This window comes from Metabacillus fastidiosus NBRC 101226, from assembly GCF_001591625.1.
Lineage (GTDB): Bacteria > Bacillota > Bacilli > Bacillales > Bacillaceae > Metabacillus > Metabacillus fastidiosus.
Genome location: NZ_BCVG01000001.1, coordinates 23,824 through 42,599 on the forward strand (window position 1 = coordinate 23,824; position 18,776 = coordinate 42,599).

General features: G+C 31.8%; 21 protein-coding genes. 3 read left to right on the forward strand and 18 right to left on the reverse strand.

Annotated elements, in window-relative coordinates:
* Window positions 1-17: 17 nt before the first annotated feature.
* From ltrA to BFA01S_RS00100, 3 genes are all read right to left on the reverse strand, one after another.
* Window positions 18-1,832: a group II intron reverse transcriptase/maturase gene (ltrA, locus tag BFA01S_RS00090; RefSeq protein ID WP_066224240.1), complete on the reverse strand. Its 1,815-nt coding sequence runs from the start codon at window positions 1,830-1,832 to the stop codon at window positions 18-20.
* Between the two features lie 764 nt (window positions 1,833-2,596).
* The gene (locus BFA01S_RS00095) at window positions 2,597-3,130 is read right to left on the reverse strand and encodes a hypothetical protein (protein WP_066224243.1); all 534 of its coding nucleotides are present in this window, start codon (window positions 3,128-3,130) and stop codon (window positions 2,597-2,599) included.
* Window positions 3,130-3,492 (reverse strand): hypothetical protein, encoded by a 363-nt coding sequence (locus BFA01S_RS00100; protein ID WP_066224246.1) that lies wholly within the window; start codon window positions 3,490-3,492, stop codon window positions 3,130-3,132. Before BFA01S_RS00100 ends, BFA01S_RS00095 begins: the two co-directional genes overlap by 1 nt.
* A gap of 265 nt (window positions 3,493-3,757) precedes the next feature.
* Here BFA01S_RS00100 and BFA01S_RS00105 point away from each other — a divergent pair, with 265 nt between their 5' ends.
* The gene (locus tag BFA01S_RS00105) at window positions 3,758-4,150 is read left to right on the forward strand and encodes a hypothetical protein (RefSeq protein ID WP_066224251.1); all 393 of its coding nucleotides are present in this window, start codon (window positions 3,758-3,760) and stop codon (window positions 4,148-4,150) included.
* A 125-nt stretch (window positions 4,151-4,275) separates the two neighbouring features.
* Here BFA01S_RS00105 and BFA01S_RS00110 read toward each other — a convergent pair whose 3' ends face one another.
* The 3 genes from BFA01S_RS00110 to BFA01S_RS00120 all read right to left on the reverse strand — a co-directional run bounded on the left by BFA01S_RS00110 (window position 4,276) and on the right by BFA01S_RS00120 (window position 5,986).
* The gene (locus BFA01S_RS00110; RefSeq protein ID WP_066224253.1) at window positions 4,276-5,388 is read right to left on the reverse strand and encodes a phosphoadenosine phosphosulfate reductase domain-containing protein; all 1,113 of its coding nucleotides are present in this window, start codon (window positions 5,386-5,388) and stop codon (window positions 4,276-4,278) included.
* A gap of 140 nt (window positions 5,389-5,528) precedes the next feature.
* Window positions 5,529-5,750 (reverse strand): hypothetical protein, encoded by a 222-nt coding sequence (locus BFA01S_RS00115; protein ID WP_066224256.1) that lies wholly within the window; start codon window positions 5,748-5,750, stop codon window positions 5,529-5,531.
* Complete coding sequence (locus tag BFA01S_RS00120) at window positions 5,747-5,986, reverse strand: hypothetical protein (protein WP_066224259.1); 240 nt, start codon at window positions 5,984-5,986, stop codon at window positions 5,747-5,749. The genes BFA01S_RS00115 and BFA01S_RS00120 overlap by 4 nt, the downstream gene beginning before the upstream one ends.
* 868 nt (window positions 5,987-6,854) lie before the next feature.
* Between BFA01S_RS00120 and BFA01S_RS00125 the strand changes: the two genes are divergently transcribed.
* Window positions 6,855-8,162: a replication initiation protein gene (locus BFA01S_RS00125; RefSeq protein ID WP_066224262.1), complete on the forward strand. Its 1,308-nt coding sequence runs from the start codon at window positions 6,855-6,857 to the stop codon at window positions 8,160-8,162.
* A 77-nt stretch (window positions 8,163-8,239) separates the two neighbouring features.
* On the opposite strand, the gene BFA01S_RS00130 is transcribed toward BFA01S_RS00125, so the two are convergent.
* The 9 genes from BFA01S_RS00130 to BFA01S_RS00170 all read right to left on the reverse strand — a co-directional run bounded on the left by BFA01S_RS00130 (window position 8,240) and on the right by BFA01S_RS00170 (window position 13,847).
* Window positions 8,240-8,638 carry a hypothetical protein gene (locus BFA01S_RS00130; RefSeq protein ID WP_066224265.1) on the reverse strand — a complete coding sequence of 133 codons (399 nt, stop codon included), beginning with the start codon at window positions 8,636-8,638 and terminating at the stop codon, window positions 8,240-8,242.
* Between the two features lie 12 nt (window positions 8,639-8,650).
* Window positions 8,651-8,917, reverse strand: coding sequence for a hypothetical protein (locus tag BFA01S_RS00135; RefSeq protein WP_066224269.1), 267 nt, complete (start codon window positions 8,915-8,917; stop codon window positions 8,651-8,653).
* A gap of 50 nt (window positions 8,918-8,967) precedes the next feature.
* Window positions 8,968-10,131 (reverse strand): metallophosphoesterase family protein, encoded by a 1,164-nt coding sequence (locus BFA01S_RS00140; RefSeq protein WP_066224273.1) that lies wholly within the window; start codon window positions 10,129-10,131, stop codon window positions 8,968-8,970.
* A gap of 48 nt (window positions 10,132-10,179) precedes the next feature.
* Window positions 10,180-11,286, reverse strand: a complete 1,107-nt coding sequence (locus BFA01S_RS00145; protein ID WP_066224276.1) for a hypothetical protein — start codon at window positions 11,284-11,286, stop codon at window positions 10,180-10,182.
* Entirely contained in the window at window positions 11,286-11,813 is a 528-nt protein-coding gene (locus tag BFA01S_RS00150) for a hypothetical protein (RefSeq protein WP_066224279.1), read from the reverse strand. Before BFA01S_RS00150 ends, BFA01S_RS00145 begins: the two co-directional genes overlap by 1 nt.
* A gap of 14 nt (window positions 11,814-11,827) precedes the next feature.
* Window positions 11,828-12,163, reverse strand: a complete 336-nt coding sequence (locus tag BFA01S_RS00155; RefSeq protein WP_066224282.1) for a hypothetical protein — start codon at window positions 12,161-12,163, stop codon at window positions 11,828-11,830.
* A 93-nt stretch (window positions 12,164-12,256) separates the two neighbouring features.
* The gene (locus BFA01S_RS00160; RefSeq protein ID WP_066224284.1) at window positions 12,257-12,478 is read right to left on the reverse strand and encodes a hypothetical protein; all 222 of its coding nucleotides are present in this window, start codon (window positions 12,476-12,478) and stop codon (window positions 12,257-12,259) included.
* Between the two features lie 74 nt (window positions 12,479-12,552).
* Entirely contained in the window at window positions 12,553-13,539 is a 987-nt protein-coding gene (locus tag BFA01S_RS00165) for a 5'-3' exonuclease (protein ID WP_066224287.1), read from the reverse strand.
* A 119-nt stretch (window positions 13,540-13,658) separates the two neighbouring features.
* Window positions 13,659-13,847: a hypothetical protein gene (locus BFA01S_RS00170; RefSeq protein ID WP_066224290.1), complete on the reverse strand. Its 189-nt coding sequence runs from the start codon at window positions 13,845-13,847 to the stop codon at window positions 13,659-13,661.
* Window positions 13,848-14,220: 373 nt separating this feature from the next.
* On the opposite strand from BFA01S_RS00170, the gene BFA01S_RS00175 reads away from it, so the two are divergent.
* Entirely contained in the window at window positions 14,221-15,243 is a 1,023-nt protein-coding gene (locus BFA01S_RS00175; RefSeq protein WP_066224293.1) for a hypothetical protein, read from the forward strand.
* Between the two features lie 182 nt (window positions 15,244-15,425).
* On the opposite strand, the gene BFA01S_RS00180 is transcribed toward BFA01S_RS00175, so the two are convergent.
* The 3 genes from BFA01S_RS00180 to BFA01S_RS00190 all read right to left on the reverse strand — a co-directional run bounded on the left by BFA01S_RS00180 (window position 15,426) and on the right by BFA01S_RS00190 (window position 18,476).
* Complete coding sequence (locus tag BFA01S_RS00180) at window positions 15,426-16,655, reverse strand: Fic family protein (protein WP_066224296.1); 1,230 nt, start codon at window positions 16,653-16,655, stop codon at window positions 15,426-15,428.
* A gap of 352 nt (window positions 16,656-17,007) precedes the next feature.
* Window positions 17,008-18,141 (reverse strand): PD-(D/E)XK nuclease family protein, encoded by a 1,134-nt coding sequence (locus tag BFA01S_RS00185; protein ID WP_066224299.1) that lies wholly within the window; start codon window positions 18,139-18,141, stop codon window positions 17,008-17,010.
* Window positions 18,138-18,476: a hypothetical protein gene (locus tag BFA01S_RS00190; RefSeq protein WP_066224302.1), complete on the reverse strand. Its 339-nt coding sequence runs from the start codon at window positions 18,474-18,476 to the stop codon at window positions 18,138-18,140. Before BFA01S_RS00190 ends, BFA01S_RS00185 begins: the two co-directional genes overlap by 4 nt.
* Window positions 18,477-18,776: the final 300 nt, after the last annotated feature.

The window sequence follows — 18,776 nt, forward strand, 5'->3', positions numbered from 1 at the left end:
AGTTAGAAGATTTTTAATTACGCTACAATAATAGATAGATTCTCAGCCTTTTCCCTCAAAACATTAACCTTTTTAAGTTGTTTATTATCCAAATTCAGCTTCTTCAAATAAGAAGAGATCGTTGCTTCTCTTGTTGAATGAATTAACTTATGGACATCCGACTTAATAAAGATTAAATTCCGATAGGAATCGTCTCCACCAATAGAAGAAGGGATAATATGGTGTACTTCCATATCTCCAATCTCAAGCGGTAAATTAGTCACTGCACACTTACCAAGTTGCCCAGCATATAAAGATATTCTATTATCGTTATATTCTAAGTTTTTATTAGGAAGTGGGTTTTTCATTAGGTAGCTCAATATGTATTTATTGATACCTAATCCTTTGTGAATAATTTCTCTACCACTTTGGGTGTATTTATTTATTCTAGCGTCTTTAGCTAATGGGTGTTTATGCTTACAGTAACCGATAGGTGCAATAATTCTTCCACCCACAGCGGTCCTCAACTGCTCACTGTCACCGTACTGCTTCATTAGAAAATTCTTCTTACTTAGATCAAGACATTTTTTAGGTTTCAACCTATTCGCTAGGGTTCGTTTGATGCTAAAAGCCACCTGTCCCATATCAATACTAATATGTGTTGCCTTATTGTAATAGTTATGAAAACCAATAACTTTTGCGTTGTAATTTCCAAAGTCTTTATTAGGCAAAGTACTTCTCTGCATGACTTTGATCTGCTCTTTGAGCATTCTAATTATATTTGCCTTTGCTTTTTTGGAAATATTACTTTTAATCACAAACTTACCTTTTTTAAGGTTGAGCTTTATTCTAAACCCTAAGAAATCAGTAGATTTCTTCCTCATGTTAGTAATCTTGGATTTGTGTGGGTTGACATCGAGTTTTAATCGTTCTTTTAGCCAATCTTTAACAGCTAGATCCATTTTGTAGGCAGTTTCGTAATCCTTACAGAGAATTTTAAAATCATCTGCATAACGGATTATATTGATCTCTTTAAGAGAGGTTGACTTCCGTAATTTACGAAATTCACTACTCCTAATTTTAGTGCCCTTCTTGTTATATTGGCATTTTACTTCTTTGAGATCAGGAAACTTTTGCCATTGGCTATCAATCCATTGGTCTAGCTCATTGAGAACGATGTTACTCAACAGTGGAGACAGGATTCCGCCTTGTGGTGTGCCTTTACTTGGATATTCTTTAGAGCCATTCTTATGAACAATCTTAGCTTTAAGCATCTTTGAAATAATACTAATAAGTTGTTTATCTCTAATGCCTATAGACCAAATTTGTTTCAATAGCTTAGCATGATTGACATTATCAAAGAAGCCCTTGATATCAATATCCACACAATAATGAAAACCATAGACTTGTGCTTTTCTATATAGGCTTGCTATAGCATGTTCTGTACTTCTATTTGGTCTAAATCCATAACTATTGTCACTAAATTTAGCTTCACAAATAGGTTCAAGAACTTGAAAGATGCATTGTTGTATAATTCTGTCTTTTATACACGGAATTCCTAATGGTCTGGTCTTATTGCTACCAGGATGTTTCGGAATATCAACCCTTTTAACTGCTTTGGGAGTGTAATTACTAAAAGATTTCTGAATCATACTTACGAATTCATCAATATTCATATTTTTAAATTCCGCTATAGTTTTGCCATCAACACCAGCCGTTGTGCTTCCTTTATTCTTCTTTATGTTTCTAAAAGCTAGAAGAATATTTTCCCGTGATGTAATAACTTCCATGAGGTTATTGAGTTTAGATCCATTTGCTGAGATCCTATAAAATTCATCAAAAATGCCTTGCATGTCGTAATATTCAGCATTTCTGAGTTTCTGAACCTTCTTGGTATGGTCTTGACTATAAATAGGTCATCTTCTCCTCAAATTGAGATTGTGGAGACAAATTCTCTTAGTCATACCCGAACCCTATTTAACTAATTAAGTTTATAGTCGAATTAAACATAAGGCTGACTAGTGGCTGTTGCTCCATCTCCATTACAGAAACTTCAACGCTCGTGCCACCTCTCTCACAGTAATAAATTCAAGTTATACATTTAATGTTTTCCTTGAAGCCTCCCTATCAGCTATAACCCGCTTTAACATTGGAGTTTACTGCTTTCCGCGTTCCTTCATTCTTATCCCATCTTTTACATCTTTTAGGTTTTCCCTTTGCGCCTGTAGTAACAAAGTTGCCTGTAACAACTTAGGGTCTTTCATAACGGAGAGTCTTACTAAACCCCTACCACCACACTTCATGTGTGAAATTGCATTTCTACAATTCGATCTTCTAGACACTTACATTCGGAAATTCGTCAGGCTAAACTGCCATTCTAACCATGAGATGTTTTTAAGGACTACCGGTCTATAGGGTGTATCATTCACCTCTGAACAACTTTCGTATGAGAATTAATAATTCTCATTTACGACACCTCTCAACCGACTTCACCGAGCTTTTAACCATTGGCATGATTATTGTCAATCGCTAATCGGAGTATCATAGAAAGCCCTTCGTGACGTTACTCACTCATTTGACTTTTCAGAATAAAAGTTACTACTTATTAACTAAGCAGCTAGACACTTTTAATGTCTAAACACGTCGCACCTCCATAGATCATATATGCTTTTTCGTCTGTATCATCTACCGATGAAAAGTAAGCACTCATTGAATTATGAGAATGAACTTGAGCAACTTGAATATACCGTAGACTGTTTCTTCCTAAGTATTTCGGATTAAGTTCTGCTTCTACCCGTACTTTACTTACTTTTTGAATAGGACATTCTAAAATATATTCCTTTTCCTTGGTATCGTAAAAGAGTTGAAGCATTACTTCTACATCTGATCGCTCACAAAAATATGTAAAGAAAGAATACATTTGTTGAAAGATCTGACCTGGTATTTTAGGTAAGTTAAATTGAAATTTTTCAGTAATGTCATCTAATTTAGGAATATGATTCGTTCGTGCAACCATTGATCCAATCTTAGATTCTCTTACCTCATAAATTCGTCCATCTGAGGATGCAATATAGGATATTCCCTTTGCTATCCCCGTTCTGTTCTTTTTTAGAAAATCAGCTATATTCCAAAAGTAAGAAATCATGGACATTAAAATGCCCCCTTACTTGCGCCAGATGCTTCTGGAAATAGACGTTTGTTATCTTCTTCTACATCCCAATATGTTCGTGAGGCTGTAAATTGGAAATAGACTTTTTCCATTTCAGCTCGTAAGGTCTCTAAAGATATACCTTCAGCTGGAATATCTTCCTCTTCTACAAAATCTCTAACCTCAAATGTTTCTGTAGCAAAATGGATAGTCCATTCTCCAGTAACTTTTGTTTCTTCTTGTGGTTTTGGCTGAGTTTTAGGTTTATTAGTAGATGAAGTAGAAGCTTTCTTAGTTACTTCCTTTTCTTCTTTTTTTAGATCATCTTCTACACCCATATCAAAAATAGATAATTCTTTTGTCATAATAAAACACTCCTTAAAAAGTTTGATTTTGAGAGACACAAAAAAAAATACACCTCTCTCAAAAAGATTGATAACTGTTAAGTACACAGATAGATAATCAATCACTTTGAGAAAAGTGCATTTAAAATAAAGTAATAAAAGCTCTCCCTGCATAGGGTGAGAAGAAATTAATCAAGTAAATATAATCTTATTATATAATATAATGATTTAAATTACATCGTATAAATGCAAAAATATTCTATTCTTTAAATAGATGCTCTGTTAAATGGTTTTAAAAATGGTGATAAATACCAATAAAGACACTATAATAAAGGAGAAAGAAGGTGCTGCCTTGAACAAGATAATAAAAATTTTACTTGCTGCTGTTGGAGTCATTATTTTAGGAATCACTATTTTTGTATTAATTTTTTGGTTAGAAATGAGACCAGATAAGTCTGAAATGGAAAAGGTAACTAAGCAGGCAGAAGAATATTTAGAAAAGAATTATAAAGATGGAAATTATGAAATATACGATGTTTTATATGATAATATGGGCAATTATAGTAAATTTGAATATGCAGCTAAGGTACGTAAAATAGATAGTAATGTGGAGTTTTTGATTTATTACAATGCAGAGACGGATACAATGGAAGATTCATTGACGTCAGAATTATATTAAATTACATAGTGAATAATTAAAGTTCTATAAAGTTATCTAACCAATAATGAAACTGTAAGAATATTATTCTACAGTTTCATTATATTGTTTGGAAATATATAATATTGTGAAGTCGATGGACCTATCTACAATGAACAAGCATTGTCATAGTCTACAAAGCAGCCGCAACCACCAATATCGAAGTCATCAATTTTCGGTTTACTCTCTAAAAATTGAAAGATAGTTAATTGCTGGGCCTCTCCTAATTTCACTCCATAAGAGTCAAATGGTTTACCGATAACATCAAACATTAATTCTCTTATTGGATATGGCTTTACAACTCCGCTTTTTGATTTTTTCATAAAGGAATATTGTGTTATTTCTGCATATTTTGGTGCTGCAGTAACAGCTGGATGAATAAATAACTTTGGTTTTTCTGCTTTTCCATAAAAATAATCTCTATATGCTTCATCAAGCTCTCTCAACATAACTTCTTGTACATCTTCAGGAATAATATCCTCTTCTGGAAGATCTGTATTTGTGATATATCTATAAGCTGAAACATACATTTTAATATGATGTTCTTGTCTCATAATTTCATAGAATACATCAGGCATTGTCTTTAAAAGATTTTTATAATGTCCATGACCGGCTTTAACACATCTCGCATTGCAATTATTGTGAGAAAAGCCATGGTCATATAGAATTGGTTGTCTTAAATTATATTTTTTTAGTATCTCATCATTATCAATTATGTGATCAATTAGGGGCATAGCAACGGTGAAAGGTTGCCAGTTTTTAATAATACTATCTGCCCGGTGAAATTCTTCAAAGCCGATCCCGAAGTATAAGGTTGCATTTTCAATAAAATTATCTTTTTTTAGAAACTGCTTATTCCTCCATTTCTCTATAGGAGGAACAATTCCCTTCTTCAAATAATTACTTGCAACTTCAATTTTCAATATTTTTGAACAATCCCCTATCATATTATTAAAAACTAATTTTCTTTCAAACATTAGTTCTAATGGATTTAACCCTTTACTGTGTGTTAATAAGGGCAATTCAAGTCTATCAGCAGCCTGATAAATAAAACGATATAAATCATCACTTTCCCACATAGTATCTGTAAAATATAAAACAATATTATCATTTGGGAAGTTTGTTTTTACATAATCTGCAACAGCAAAACTACTTTTTCCACCACTAAAAAAGATAATATGGTTTTTACAAGCATTATTTTCTTTATTAAGTTTAGTCATTGTATTTTCTCCTTAAAAAAGTTTAATTATTAAAAAATAAAAAAGGTAAAAGAAATGTCTCTAGATCAATGATCTTAAAGACTATTTCTTTTACACTTATTCAAACAACTATTAATCATTGGATTGTTAATCTGTATCGATTAAATCATAATTTTAGACTTTTCTTCTTTACTGAATTCATCTACATATTGATTTTCTAACTTTCTATTTGCTAACACATTTGAATTAAAGAGAACTTTTAAAATGAATGTCTCTTCCTCAATGGGATTCTTATTTAATAAGTCATTAAAGATGAAAGTTAGATACCGATCTTGTTCTACAATTCTTTTTGTCACTGTTGGATTAAATTCAATTTTATTCATGAAGATTTCTCCTTTTTAGAGAACAGCATTGAAATATTAATCTTACTCCCACATTTAGGACAAAATGGACCTTCATAGTTCTTTTTTGAGTGCCTTATGTTACCAAGTCCTAAAGTTGAATTAGTATCGCATTCTTTACATTCTAATTTTCTTAAAGGTAAAAGATTCAATAATGTATTAAACCAAGATTTTTTCTTTCCCACTTTTTTCTCTTGAACCAAGTTAATAGTATTCATAAATAATTCCTCCTTAAAAAAGTTAAATTGTTTTGAGAGCAACAAAAAAATGCACCTCTCTCAAAATGATTGATTACTGCATAAGTGCAGAATTAAAATCAATCACTTTGAAAAAAGTGCATTTCTAAAAATTAGTAAGCTCTTCCTGCGTAGGATGAGTTAAAAATAGAAAATTTATAAATTAACCTTATCATTCCTAAATTTAAAAGTAAAGATGTGAAACTCTTAATATATACCATTAAAAAATTAGTCTATGTTTAACATGTTTATATATTGTTTATTTGTTTTTATTTGTTTATACCTTTTCTAATCCCAGTGATATCAAGGAATTGAGAGAATTTATAGCTACTTAAAAGTGATAATAGGGCTACTTTTAAGTGGTCATATAGCTATGAGAAAGTGATGATATAGCTTGTGGATAGTGGTTATATAGCTATATGAACGTGGTCACTAATTATTTTAGAAAGAATACAGCTATAATATGGCTATATAAAAGTGGTTGATAGCTTAAAAATGGAGTTATATGTAAAAAAACTAATAAATTGTACCCTTTTCTAGCTTTTTATTTGCATAAAAAGAAAAAAAAAATTTAAACCACTTTTAAGTAGACATAATTACTTAATAGTTATTCATTCTGACCACTTTAAGATAGCTATATATAATATAAAATCCTGTAGTCCCCCACTTCCAAACCACTTTTACATAGACATATCATTCATAAAATATTTGAACTGTGTATTTAAAACCACTTTTCAGTAGCTATATTTAATATCAGGATGTTTCCTTCATTACTCAGAAAAAAAATCACTAGATTCTTGTAAAAACTTGTACTATAGTGAATAAAAATAGAGAGTGAAGGATGATTCTTATGCCAACAAGTATAGATTTTCCAAAACAATTAACTTTTGATGAAGAATTTGTTGAAGAAGCGGATCTCCGTCCTTATTACTGGGTGAATCAATCCAATATTTTGATAAACATGAAGCAAAATCTATCGATTACTGAGAGAAGAATTATTTTTGCTCTTGTTTCACTTGTACAACCAGATGATACAGACTTTAAAACATATACTATTCAAATTAAAGAGTTAGCTAACTTAATAGGAGTTGCAGAAGGCAGCTTTTATAAGCGAATTGAAGAAGCAGTTGATGGGCTTCAATCTAAACAATTAATTTTTGAGCATGGAGAAGGAAATAAGCGGATAGTGGATAAGATAACTTGGGTGCAAAGAGCCACTTATATGCACGGCCAAGGTATTATACGAATCAAACTGTCTGAAGATCTTGCACAATATTTATTGGATTTAAAAACATATACAAAATATCAACTTTTCAATGTATTGCAATTAAAATCTGAATATTCGTGGAGAATATATGAATTATTAAAGGAACGCGAGCCCTGGAGTAAGCGAATTATAAAAGTAAGTGAATTACGTGAAAAATTAAATATCCCTGATGATAAATTGACATTAATGAAAAATTTCAAAAAAGTAGTTTTAGATAAGGCCCAACAAGAGATTGAGGAGAAAACGGATATTCGTTTTGATTATGAAGTACATAAGAAAATTGGACGAAGAATCGATTCTTTCATCTTTTATATATATAAAAATACCAAAAATCAATTAAAACAAATAAGTCCGGAAGCTGCTGATTATGATATTCAACAACTACTAAATCTATTGATTACTAAAAAGGTTCGAAAAGATAAAGCGATTGAATTTGTTAAAAAGTATCATCCTCGATATATCGAAGATAACCTAAGATATGCTATGAAGATGGATGTAATGGAAAACTTAGCTGGCTATATCGTAAAAGCAATTGAAGGAAATTTCGCTGAATCGGAGTACAAAGCTGAAGAGGCAGAAGCTTCTTTATATCGTTTAGTTATTGGTAATTATGAGTCAAATATAAGTGAACTTACAAAAAGAAATTTAGATGGAATAACGGAAGTTTACGATTATTATGAAAAGTTGATGTTATATGAGAAACCATCAACTAAAGAAGAAATTAATGAACTAGTTCAGCAAAGAGAATTGAGTTTATTAAAAAGAATCGATCAATATCAGGAATATCGACGAGAGAAAAACCTTCCACCATTAACTTTAGATGACTTTGAGGGAACTAAATTTAAACATTTTTTCGAGAAATGGGAATTAAAAAACAGCTTACCATTTTAATAGTTTTATATTAATTAGAAAAAGATGTAGAAAAATTCTCTACATCTTTTCATTATTTATGCTTTTATTATAGACTGTTATCTATAACTAAAGTATTTATCATAAAAGTAAACTTCTTCAGCTTCTTTCAATTCATCGCCACTTTCCCAATCAATAAACTTTCCTGTTTTATATGGGTTGCAATATCCTTTTCTATGACTACTATTATCCATTTCAGCAGCAGCAACAAAAACTCCTTTAACTGTTGCATATACTGCTTTGCACTGTTTCTCTAAAATGCCTGCCAGCGTATTTAAGTTTAAATGAAATATAGCATCCTTTATAATAACGTTTGAAGCATATGCAACAACTTTCCCCTTATTAGGGTTATTCTTGTCTAAAGATACAATTGAAAAACCATTTTTTCGAATATTGAAATATACTTTCACCTTTTCCCCAGGTGTTAGACTCATACCATCACGAATAATAAATTCCATTGTCAGTACCTCTTATATATTAACCTTTTTATTATTTGCATGATAGTTCAAGTCACTATCATCTAACAATCCATAATTGAACCATCCGTCACACCCGCTATAATATTCCAACCAAACTCCTTCAGCAACAATTGACGCTCTAAACTTGTATTGTTCCGGACATTCACCGCCATCGCTACCGTCAAAATACCAGTAGCCAGCAGCGTAATTTACAAAATAAACTTTATCTAATTCCATGTTTAATAGGCCTCTTACAGTCTCTATAAATTGATTGATCATGCTAAACCATCCTTTTATTATAGTATTGTGAAAATCATTGCTTAGCGCGCTTAAAGCGAAGGAAAATAATCAAATATGGTAAATCGATCATCACTCTCATCTTCTAATCCAACCAAAAACTTTAGGTTTTGTTTCATAACGTCCTTCACCTGCATATTAGAGGGAGCAAGGACTCTTTCTCCGCTTGGTAAATATACTTTTCTTTGTAATGGACTCTTACGGCCGTTTAAAAAAGCTGTACTATCACTAGAAAACCAATTAAACTCTTTTAATAACTCATTGGCACCACCCAAAAAGTGAAAATTACATGTAGGAAATTTATTAAAAACTTCTTTTACCCTTTCCCTAATGGCTGCCAATCCTTTTTTCATTAAAGGAATTAATCCCCCAATAGCAATAAGCTCGTGTTCTTTAGACACTAACTGTTCTAATTGCTCCAATGTATCTGACACTTGCCATACAGGAATAATATTTGCATTTCCAGTTAGGGTTTTTAATTTATGATAATTTTCCCGGGTTCTTTCCGGATTTCCGATTACATCAAGCGGGAAGAAACCAAGTATACGTTCATTATCTTTATGTTTATTAATAAAGTCCGCATATCCTTGAAGAATCAATTCTTCCTCTCCTTCATCTGAAAATAAATTTACCTGGCGGTTGCCTTTTTTATGTTTCTGATTAAATAAGGTATGGGCTCCACTATCAATATAGGCATATAAGTTATAGAGTGATAACTTACTAATACAACATGAAGAAGACTCCAGGATCTGAATGAAATTAAATAATACAAAATGCCCTTTTACTTCTTTCAATAGCTTTAATACTTGCGGATCACGTTCGGCACCCGAAGCAAAATATCTAACTCCTAATAGAGATAATCGAAATGAGCCATTTCTTAATACTAATAACTTTGAATTCTTCTCAAAAATTCGAATTAATATTCCAAAAAGAGCGGAACTATAATTCGTGAAAAGTTCCATATCTTTTCTTATTACAGTTCTTTTGAATATAAAAAAAGAAAGACTCCTTCTTAACTGGCCCCTGCTTATGGAGAATTGTCCTCCCTTTTCGGTACCAATAGTAAGACTATTCTTGTTGTACTTAATAACATGATTAACATGTCCTTTAGCGGTTAAATAATAGCCTTTTTTATTCATCTCACGTTGGAATTTCCGCTCAATCTGACGCGCTTTTATATTGTATTTAACAATCATTATGATCGACTCCTTAATAAACTATAAAAAGAAAGAACAACAGCAATGCTATTGTTCTAACGCTACAAAATCTTTAAATGTATAGTCTGAAGGCTTAAGCTCTTCATCATTGAATTCTTTCTCGCTATTGTCTTCAAATAATTGTCTAGTATAAGAATTAATATGACTATTATTTGGAGTACTTAAGAAAATATATGGAATATGCTGCAGCTTCTCTAAACTATCTATCTCATAGTGTCCATAGCTCCAACAAATTGTATGATTAGAGTAAACATTCGAATAAGGATATAGATACAATTGCGTTTCCTCATTGATAATTTTATCCCTAACACATGCAATTTTAATACTGGCAATCCGTTGGTTTATTACTCTAAAATAAAATAACATTCGAGGATGCCCAACATTTGAATAATTGACATCATGAAATTTCACATTAAATTGATTTTTTGGTACATCAATTACCACTACTTCAGAGTTCAACGTTTTATGATAATAAAGAACATTCTTTGGCATAAATCCATTGAATAAAACTCGATTAGGTGCAACGGTTGATAATACCTTATCAATCCAATCACCTTTTGCTTTCTCTGCAATGGAGAGAAATAACTGCTTCAATTCTTCTTGGTTTTCAGTAATCGACACTTTATTAGATGCTACGTCTAAAATCTTGGAAAGAGTGGACGACGACATCTCTGCATTTACCTCTGCTTTATTTAGAAGCAGTAATAATAACTGTTGATATTCAGTTACATCAACTGAAATATCATCAATATTCTTAAATACAGCATGCAATACATCTTTCAACCAATTCGGATCAATGACATGTAAATTAATCCTCTCTAATAATTGATATAAGAGTGAGACAAATAATTCATTTGTTTCAAGTGAATCTGATTGCCTTTCTACTTTATCTAAGACTAACTTCATTATTTTTGAAAATACTTCTTTATCCTCAACGTTTTCTATATATTCTGTAATAGTTTCAATATATTCTTTAGAGAATAGAAATGATAAAAGCTCCTGCTCATTCATAGATCCTAAAACTGATGCAAGATAATCATCCAAGTACATTTTTCGTGTTCCAACTTGTAAATCACCTTCAAATTTTGTTACTTCTACATGTTTTGTATCATCAATTTTCACAACTATAGCCATTACGCTACACCATCCTCAGCCTTCATATTTCTTATTTCTTCAACGAATAATTGAAGCTCATCTTGTAAATCTAACATTTGCTCTAAAAAGCCATATAAACCTTCATAGAGATACTCACTTTGAATCCTTACAGTCCCATTTGTACAAGCCATTAGGTGAATTTCAGACATATCATAATCACTAAAGAAAGTGCCTAAATTCTTTTCTAAAAGATTATCAAAATAAGCTTCTTGCTTTGGTGTAAACCTAGAGCAGAGCTCAAAAATTTCTTTTAATTCAGGAATTGTAATAATTGCCTTTATGATATCGCTTGAATTCTCTTCTTCCACAATCTCAGTCTTCCAACCTGTTCCTAAGTTAATCATTGATAGAATAGAATAAAATAACCCATTACTATATGGTTCAAATGTATAGTAATATTCATTTGCTACTGGGTATACCCCTCTTCGAGTTAATAAAATTTTAGCCATTAATACTCGTTCCAGAGCTTCTATAATATTTCCTTTTTCTTCTTGACCTAGATCCATTTCATTTACACTCCTTAAAAAAATCGTTTCTTTTTAGGTTTTGCATCATGCCAAAGTTTCGATTGGAAAAATCTCAATTGATACACCTCTCGAAACTCATTAGCATGTAAATGATACCTTTCATGAGGCTCTTGTTCTTCATCACCAGCCTCCATTGTTGGAATGTACTGTATTTCATCGATTGCAAGTTCGATAGTCTTTCTATCTACTTTCTCGACAAACTCTCGAATATCTCCAAATTTCTCAGCTGATGAGTAAATCAGTACTTTCATAAGTTCAAAGACATCTTCACCAACAATACTTACTTCTCCATACTGATCCATTTCTGTCCAAAATTTATCTAAATCCATGTTTTCCTCCATAAAAAAACTCGCCATTAAGGACCATGTTTTAAATTAAACATCGATCACTCAATGACGAGTGTATTATTTTATCTGATTTACTTATAAGTAATTTTCAATTAGTGGTAAATCTCTTATAATTTCTGGCCGATTTTCTAATCCTTCTCCGCCCTCAACTACTACATATCTAGGGAATTTTCGCTCAAATCTGGCAAGAACCTCATTAATCGGTCGTTTAGATTTATCTAATATTTGAGCATTATGAAAAACACCCGTTTCCTTATCAATAACAATTAACCAATAAAAATTCAGTTCTTGTGCCATAGCAATCCCTCATACTTTCTTCTCATAAAAACGCTTCATTTTGACTCATTCATTCTAACACGATGTCATAAACGTTACAATATTCTCATGAAATAAAAAAGTATAAATATTACCATATTAATTTTTAAAATAGCATACTTTTCTGCTCGTATTTCTTTAATTAATGTTGTAAGCCCAAGTTCTTGGCAACACCTTATAATTTCTTCTACATCCCATTTAGCTAAAAGATCATCAGAATGATTTATAACAGGAAGATCAGTAACTAAGGTTGCAAGCTTTTTAGAAAGGATTCCTAACTCCTGTCCTTCTTCGATCTTCTTCTTATAACGGTTAAATTCTTTATAGGCAGAAAAATTCTCTATAATAGATTCTAAATTCCTAAGCTCGTGAAGCATTTTTAAAGCTCCAGTGTCTCCTACGCCAGGAATTCCCGGTATGTTATCTGATTTATCACCACTTAGAGCTTTTAAATCAATTATTTGAATAGGATCTAGTCCATTATATTTCTCTTTAAATTTCTCTGCATCAAAGAGTATATCTACTTTCTTGTCTCGGCAAATTTGAATAATTTGGTCGGAGACAATTTGCAAAAGATCTTTATCATTTGATAATACATACACTTTCATATTCGATTGCAGCTGATAGGCAACTGAGGCAATAAGATCATCCGCTTCATAAACTTCATCAGAATAGACTGGAATTCCTGCACGATGCAGCATCGTTTCTATAATTGGAAATTGCCCTTTTAATTCTTCCGGCTGTTTATCTCTCGTTCCCTTATAATTAGGAAATAGATTCTGTCTAAATCCTCTACCCTTATCAAACATTACAGCTAAATGTGTAATATTAAATTCTGTCTTGTATCTAAACAGCATTTTAAGGAAAAGCTCCACTCCATTGACATAACGACCATCTGGAGATGTCTTTAAACGGCTTGTATTTAATGCTGTGGCATAATAAGCACGATTTAATAAATTATTCCCATCGACTATTAAAGCATTACATGGACCTATTGTTTTCTCTTTCTTTTCAAATATAAAATCGTTAATTGTCATTTGCATGACTATTCCTCCTTAAAAAAGTGTAAGCTGTTTTGGCTCATCATTTTCTTCTTCTATCTCTATAACCACTTCATTTGTATCAGTTAGAGGAGAAAGAACTTCCGGCTCAATAAATTCACTCAATTCTTGTGTTTGAGTAATAGATTGGCCGCCTTTTCTGTTTCTTTGATAAACTTGGCTTCAGGGTCCTTTTCATTGTAAAAACATTCCCCTTTGCCTAAATCACAGAATATCCAATTGGAACAGTAACCAAAGAAAGATTTACTGAAACCAGTAATGGTATAGCCAGAGTTAGAGTTTTGTTTCATAAATGAATTCCTCCTTAAAAAAGTTAAATTGAGACAAAAAAAAGCCCAATTTCAATCACCAATTAAAGATGCATTCTTTTTAATCGGTAACTCAAATTGAGCTTTATAATTAAGTTTCCCATCCTGCGTAGGTTGAGATTAATAAAAAAGTTTATAAAAGAATTATAACATTAAAAGTTAATTTTGGTGCAACTTATTTTAAAATCGTGCTATGATAGACAGTATATCGACTTAATTTCTCTATTTTCACCCAAGCGGGAGAAAAATTCTTGAAACAACTAATAATGCATTCTTTTGAATGGTCTTTTTGTTCTCAAAACAAAATTCCATTTAAAGGGATGCTTTTTTTATATCTATAAGGAGAGTGAGAATAATGATAAAGTGGAAAAGACTACTAGTAGGAGCGAGTATTTTCTATCCTATTTCATGGGTTATTCAAAGCTTAGCGGGAATTCCTATTTTTGATTTATATAATGAGGTTTTGTATGTTGCTTATGAAGTTATTTATGAATGGTGGGATTGGATACTAATTAGTATCGCGACTTTTATGAGTAGTAAAAATATTATTGAAGTGAAGTATGAGACAATGGAATTAATTCGAAGAAATCGCTTTTTCTCCGAGATTGAACGATGGGCTAATACACCTTATGTGCCTCCTATCTTATTCTTTTATCTCATCAATCCACCTCAGAGTGTTTCTTCAAAAATAGAGAAAACAATTGATAATCGTTTTTATCAAATGATTATTAATTTCTTTAGGGACAGAATTTATATCAATGCAGAATATCAATCTGATACTCCTTATGAAAGACTACCGTTATGGAGAGTTATTGGGATAAAAGAACTTGTAAAGACCATATTGATCTATACAATCGTATTTTTCTGGTTTTCATCTGTTTGCTTTACAGACCTATCAAACTGGATTAATGGATGGGAAAGGTTCACATTACCAGCTGTTATCTATTTTTCATTATACATTGCCATGAAGATGCAGGCATACTTTGATATGACATACGCAAAAATGGATAGGGTTTTAACACAAACATTTTCACAACCCGAACCACTTGTTCGCTGGAGAGAGCTTTTTATTGATCATCATAGAGGACAAACTGTTTTAGCCGCTTGGGAAGCAGAAAGAGAGAAAAGACAACGGTATACGGATCTATACAGAAATGGGTTTGTTCCAGATACAATCACTCATTTTACTAATCCTGCTCTTGCTCCATATCCTTATCCATATAGAGAATTACCAACATGGATTGATGACATGGATGCCCATTATCAACAAAAATCACTAGAATGGGAAAAGCAAAAAGTAGTAAAGAATCAAATGAGAAAAAAGAAGAAAAACAATGGAAATATTATTGATTTTCAGTCAAAAAGAAAACCTTCTTAGGTTTAAAATAGGACAATTAAAATTGACAGCAACTATTAATCATGTTAAGTTGTAGTCACTCCTTAAAAAAGTTTTTGGCTTTGAGACGCAAAAATTTTTTTAACAAGAACCCCATGTAGCGGAAACTACATGGGGTTTTTTGATGTTATATCTTTTTATCAATTATCTTGTTTACTAATTATTTATTCAAAAAAGACTTTATTGATAAAAGCTTCTTCAAGATCATAGGTAGTCGGTCTATCTTTAATCTTTTTAACAATTTTCTCTTTCTCCAGCTCTAGTAGAATTTTATCTACCTTATGTCGAGAAAGTCCTACATTTTTTTGTATTTCTGCATTTGTAAAGACACGATCAGCACCGACAAATACATGAATCATAAGTAATGATCCTAATATACTCATTCCATCTCTACTTAAACTTTCAAGATTTCCTACATACTTACGAACTCGTTCAACTTTTGCTAAGCCTAAGCTTAAGTCTTCAATTAATGATTCTTGCCCATCCTTTAATATTTCAAGCATAGACTGGCAATAGAAGGTTGCTTCCCCTTTATTCATAGGGTGAGAAAGTTCTTCTAAGGCTTTATAGTATTTCTGTTTATCTTGATTTATTGTATAGGACAGGGAAACTGCGGTAAATTCATCTAATTTCTTTGCAACATAGCTGCACACAAGTAAACGTCCAGTCCGTCCATTACCATCATAAAAAGGATGTATATATTCATAGTAATAATGTGCAAGCATGTATTTATATAAATCTGGAGTATCTGATGTATTTAAAAAGATGAGAAGTCTATTTAAATAATCTTTAATATTCGATTCAGGATATACACCAACATGCGTAATTTTACTACCATCTGTAATACTTACTACATCTTTACGGAATAGTTCACCATCTGGTTGTGATTTACTGTCTACTTCATCAGAAACGATATCATCATATAGCTTTCTAAAATCCTCAATTTTTTCAAAATCGTTGATCTGACCAATATATTTATAAGTCTTCATTAACCCAGTAAATCGTTTATTCTTGCTTTCTCTATTTTCATTAATAAGTGATAGAATTTCAGAAAGTTCCTGTTTTGTGCTACGAACACCTTCAATTTCATTCGTACTTTGGAGTTCATTGATTAATAGCTTTTCAAAATAAAATCTTACTGCAAATTTAGGCATTGATTTTATCATTTCCCGAATTTGAAAACTATTTAGTAAGATCTCTTCCTGTAATTTCATTAATCCATCTGTATTTACGATAAATAGTTCTACTGAATCCCCTGCGTATTTACCTTTAATAACCGGTTTTATAAACAAATTAGTTCGATAAGTTCCATACCCATTAAACCGTTTTGCATATTCCTCTTTATAATTTAATTCATCTTTATAAAAAATTTTACTCAGTTTTTCATATTTCATGATTTCCCCTCCTTCTACTTTTAATACTCTAAAAGAAATCCATTAATATTAAGATAAGGAGTAATAATTATTCTTATTAATCATAAAATATCCTCTTTTTTATGATTAGTACATTAATTTTATCATTTTTATTTGCAATACTGCTAATTTATCCAAAATAAAATTCATCTATACAATAGGTTAATTTAAAACAGTAAGGATATTTCTAAAATTAATCTCCTCCGAAATGAAATAACTGTTTCGTATTTTAACTACTTATAACATTTCAAATAGCTCACTCACCTTTTGATATACAACCAGCCGGCATATTCAAAAATAAAAAGGTATGATGCTTTAACATCATACCTTTTAACTAATTAACGTATTTAAATGATTTACGTCCTTTAGTAGAAGTGATAATTTGTTTCAATTCTCCTGTGTCATCTTCATCTAGCCATTTAGATAATATTGCAGTATTAGCTTTTACTGCTTCTTTGACATCTAACTTTTGTCTTTTTGCATAATCAATTAATGTCTCGACATCTTCACATTTAAAATTCTGATTACCTTGTTGGACTGTCCATTTTCCTGAGCCAACTGGTACCTCACCATGATTTTCCACCCATTTTTTGATCCCGCTCTTCATTTTCTTTAAAGCAGCCTCCTGTGCAAGAATATAAGAACCAATTAACTCTGCCTCTTCTTGAGACTTCGGTTCACCGGTACTTGGTAAGCCATCTAATAATCCCCCAGCACATCTTGCAGCAAATGGACAATAATCACACTTAGTTCGGTCTTTACACATCTCCCAGTCTTCGATATTAGAAGGGTCTTTTGATTGGACCTTGGTGATTTGTGTTACTAACCAGGTTTTAGCTTCATTCAACTTTTCTTCGGTAAATTCAACCTCACTGTCTTCTTCTATTCCCAATCTAGGAAAAATAAGACGACCTTTAAAAGTAGATCCGACATACCCTCTAGTTTGCTTTAAAAGCCAAGCATACAGAGCTAATTGTATATGAGTATCCGCAGCAAAAGAATGCCAACTTGTTTTCCAATCCCAAATTTCTAATACGTCATTTGAAGGATCATCAATAAGCAAGTCTATATAGCATTGGACAATGCCTAAAGTCGTCTTCACTTCAAGATGTAGTTCAGATGTAATTTCAGCATATTCAAGCTGCGGTATTCGATCGTATGCTTTATTTAACATACTGATAAAATGATAAGGCTTCTCTCCTACTGGAAGTCCACCGTTAACTCCCATTCCATAATACAATGACTCTGAGGGAGAATAACCTTCTCTTATCATCAAATCAATTCCAGTATGAAAAATCTTTCCATTCTGCATTGGAGGATTTGATGGATATGGTAATTCTAAAATGTACTTATAAAAATATTGTCGTTCACACCCTTCAAACATGGAAAGACGCGAATAACTCCACTTTTGCTTTTGCACATTAACCTTCGTTGCCTCTTGTTCTATAGGCAGTAGAGCGGGTGTCATGTATGAATCACCACCGGCACTTCAGGAATCTCATTATTGGAATCATTCAATCGATGAAAATTCCAAATCAAGCCACTCTTAAAATGCTTAAATCCATACTCCAATAACAAAGGATATTTAATGGTTGCTCCAAGCGGTGACTTAATATTAACTGTCATCCAGTTTAGTAAAAAGATTAATCCATCGTTCTCCCCATTTAGATCGACAATAACAGGAATAAAGGTATACCCCGGATATCGACCATCCTCAATACTAATACTTGCTAATTCCTTATTATCTTCTGTCTTTACAGCATATCTTGCTAGGCCATTACTATGAGTTCTATGTATAAACATGTGAACCCCTCCTTAAAAAGTTTTTGGATTGAAAAGCAAAAAAAAACGCTCTTCTGAAAACCAACAACAGACTGTAAATACAGCATTGATTGTTGTTCACTTTCAGAAAAGCGCATTGAGTGTAATTGAAGTTTCTCCTGCGTAGGTGAAACAGAAAATCTTAAAAAGTTATATATCTATTTTATCATAAGAAACTCGCAAAATATATATTTTAGTGTAAGTTGTTGAGATCTTCCAATTAATTCTATATAATAGTTTTAGAGCTTTGTATACTCATCCCAACATTTTATGTCATGTAAT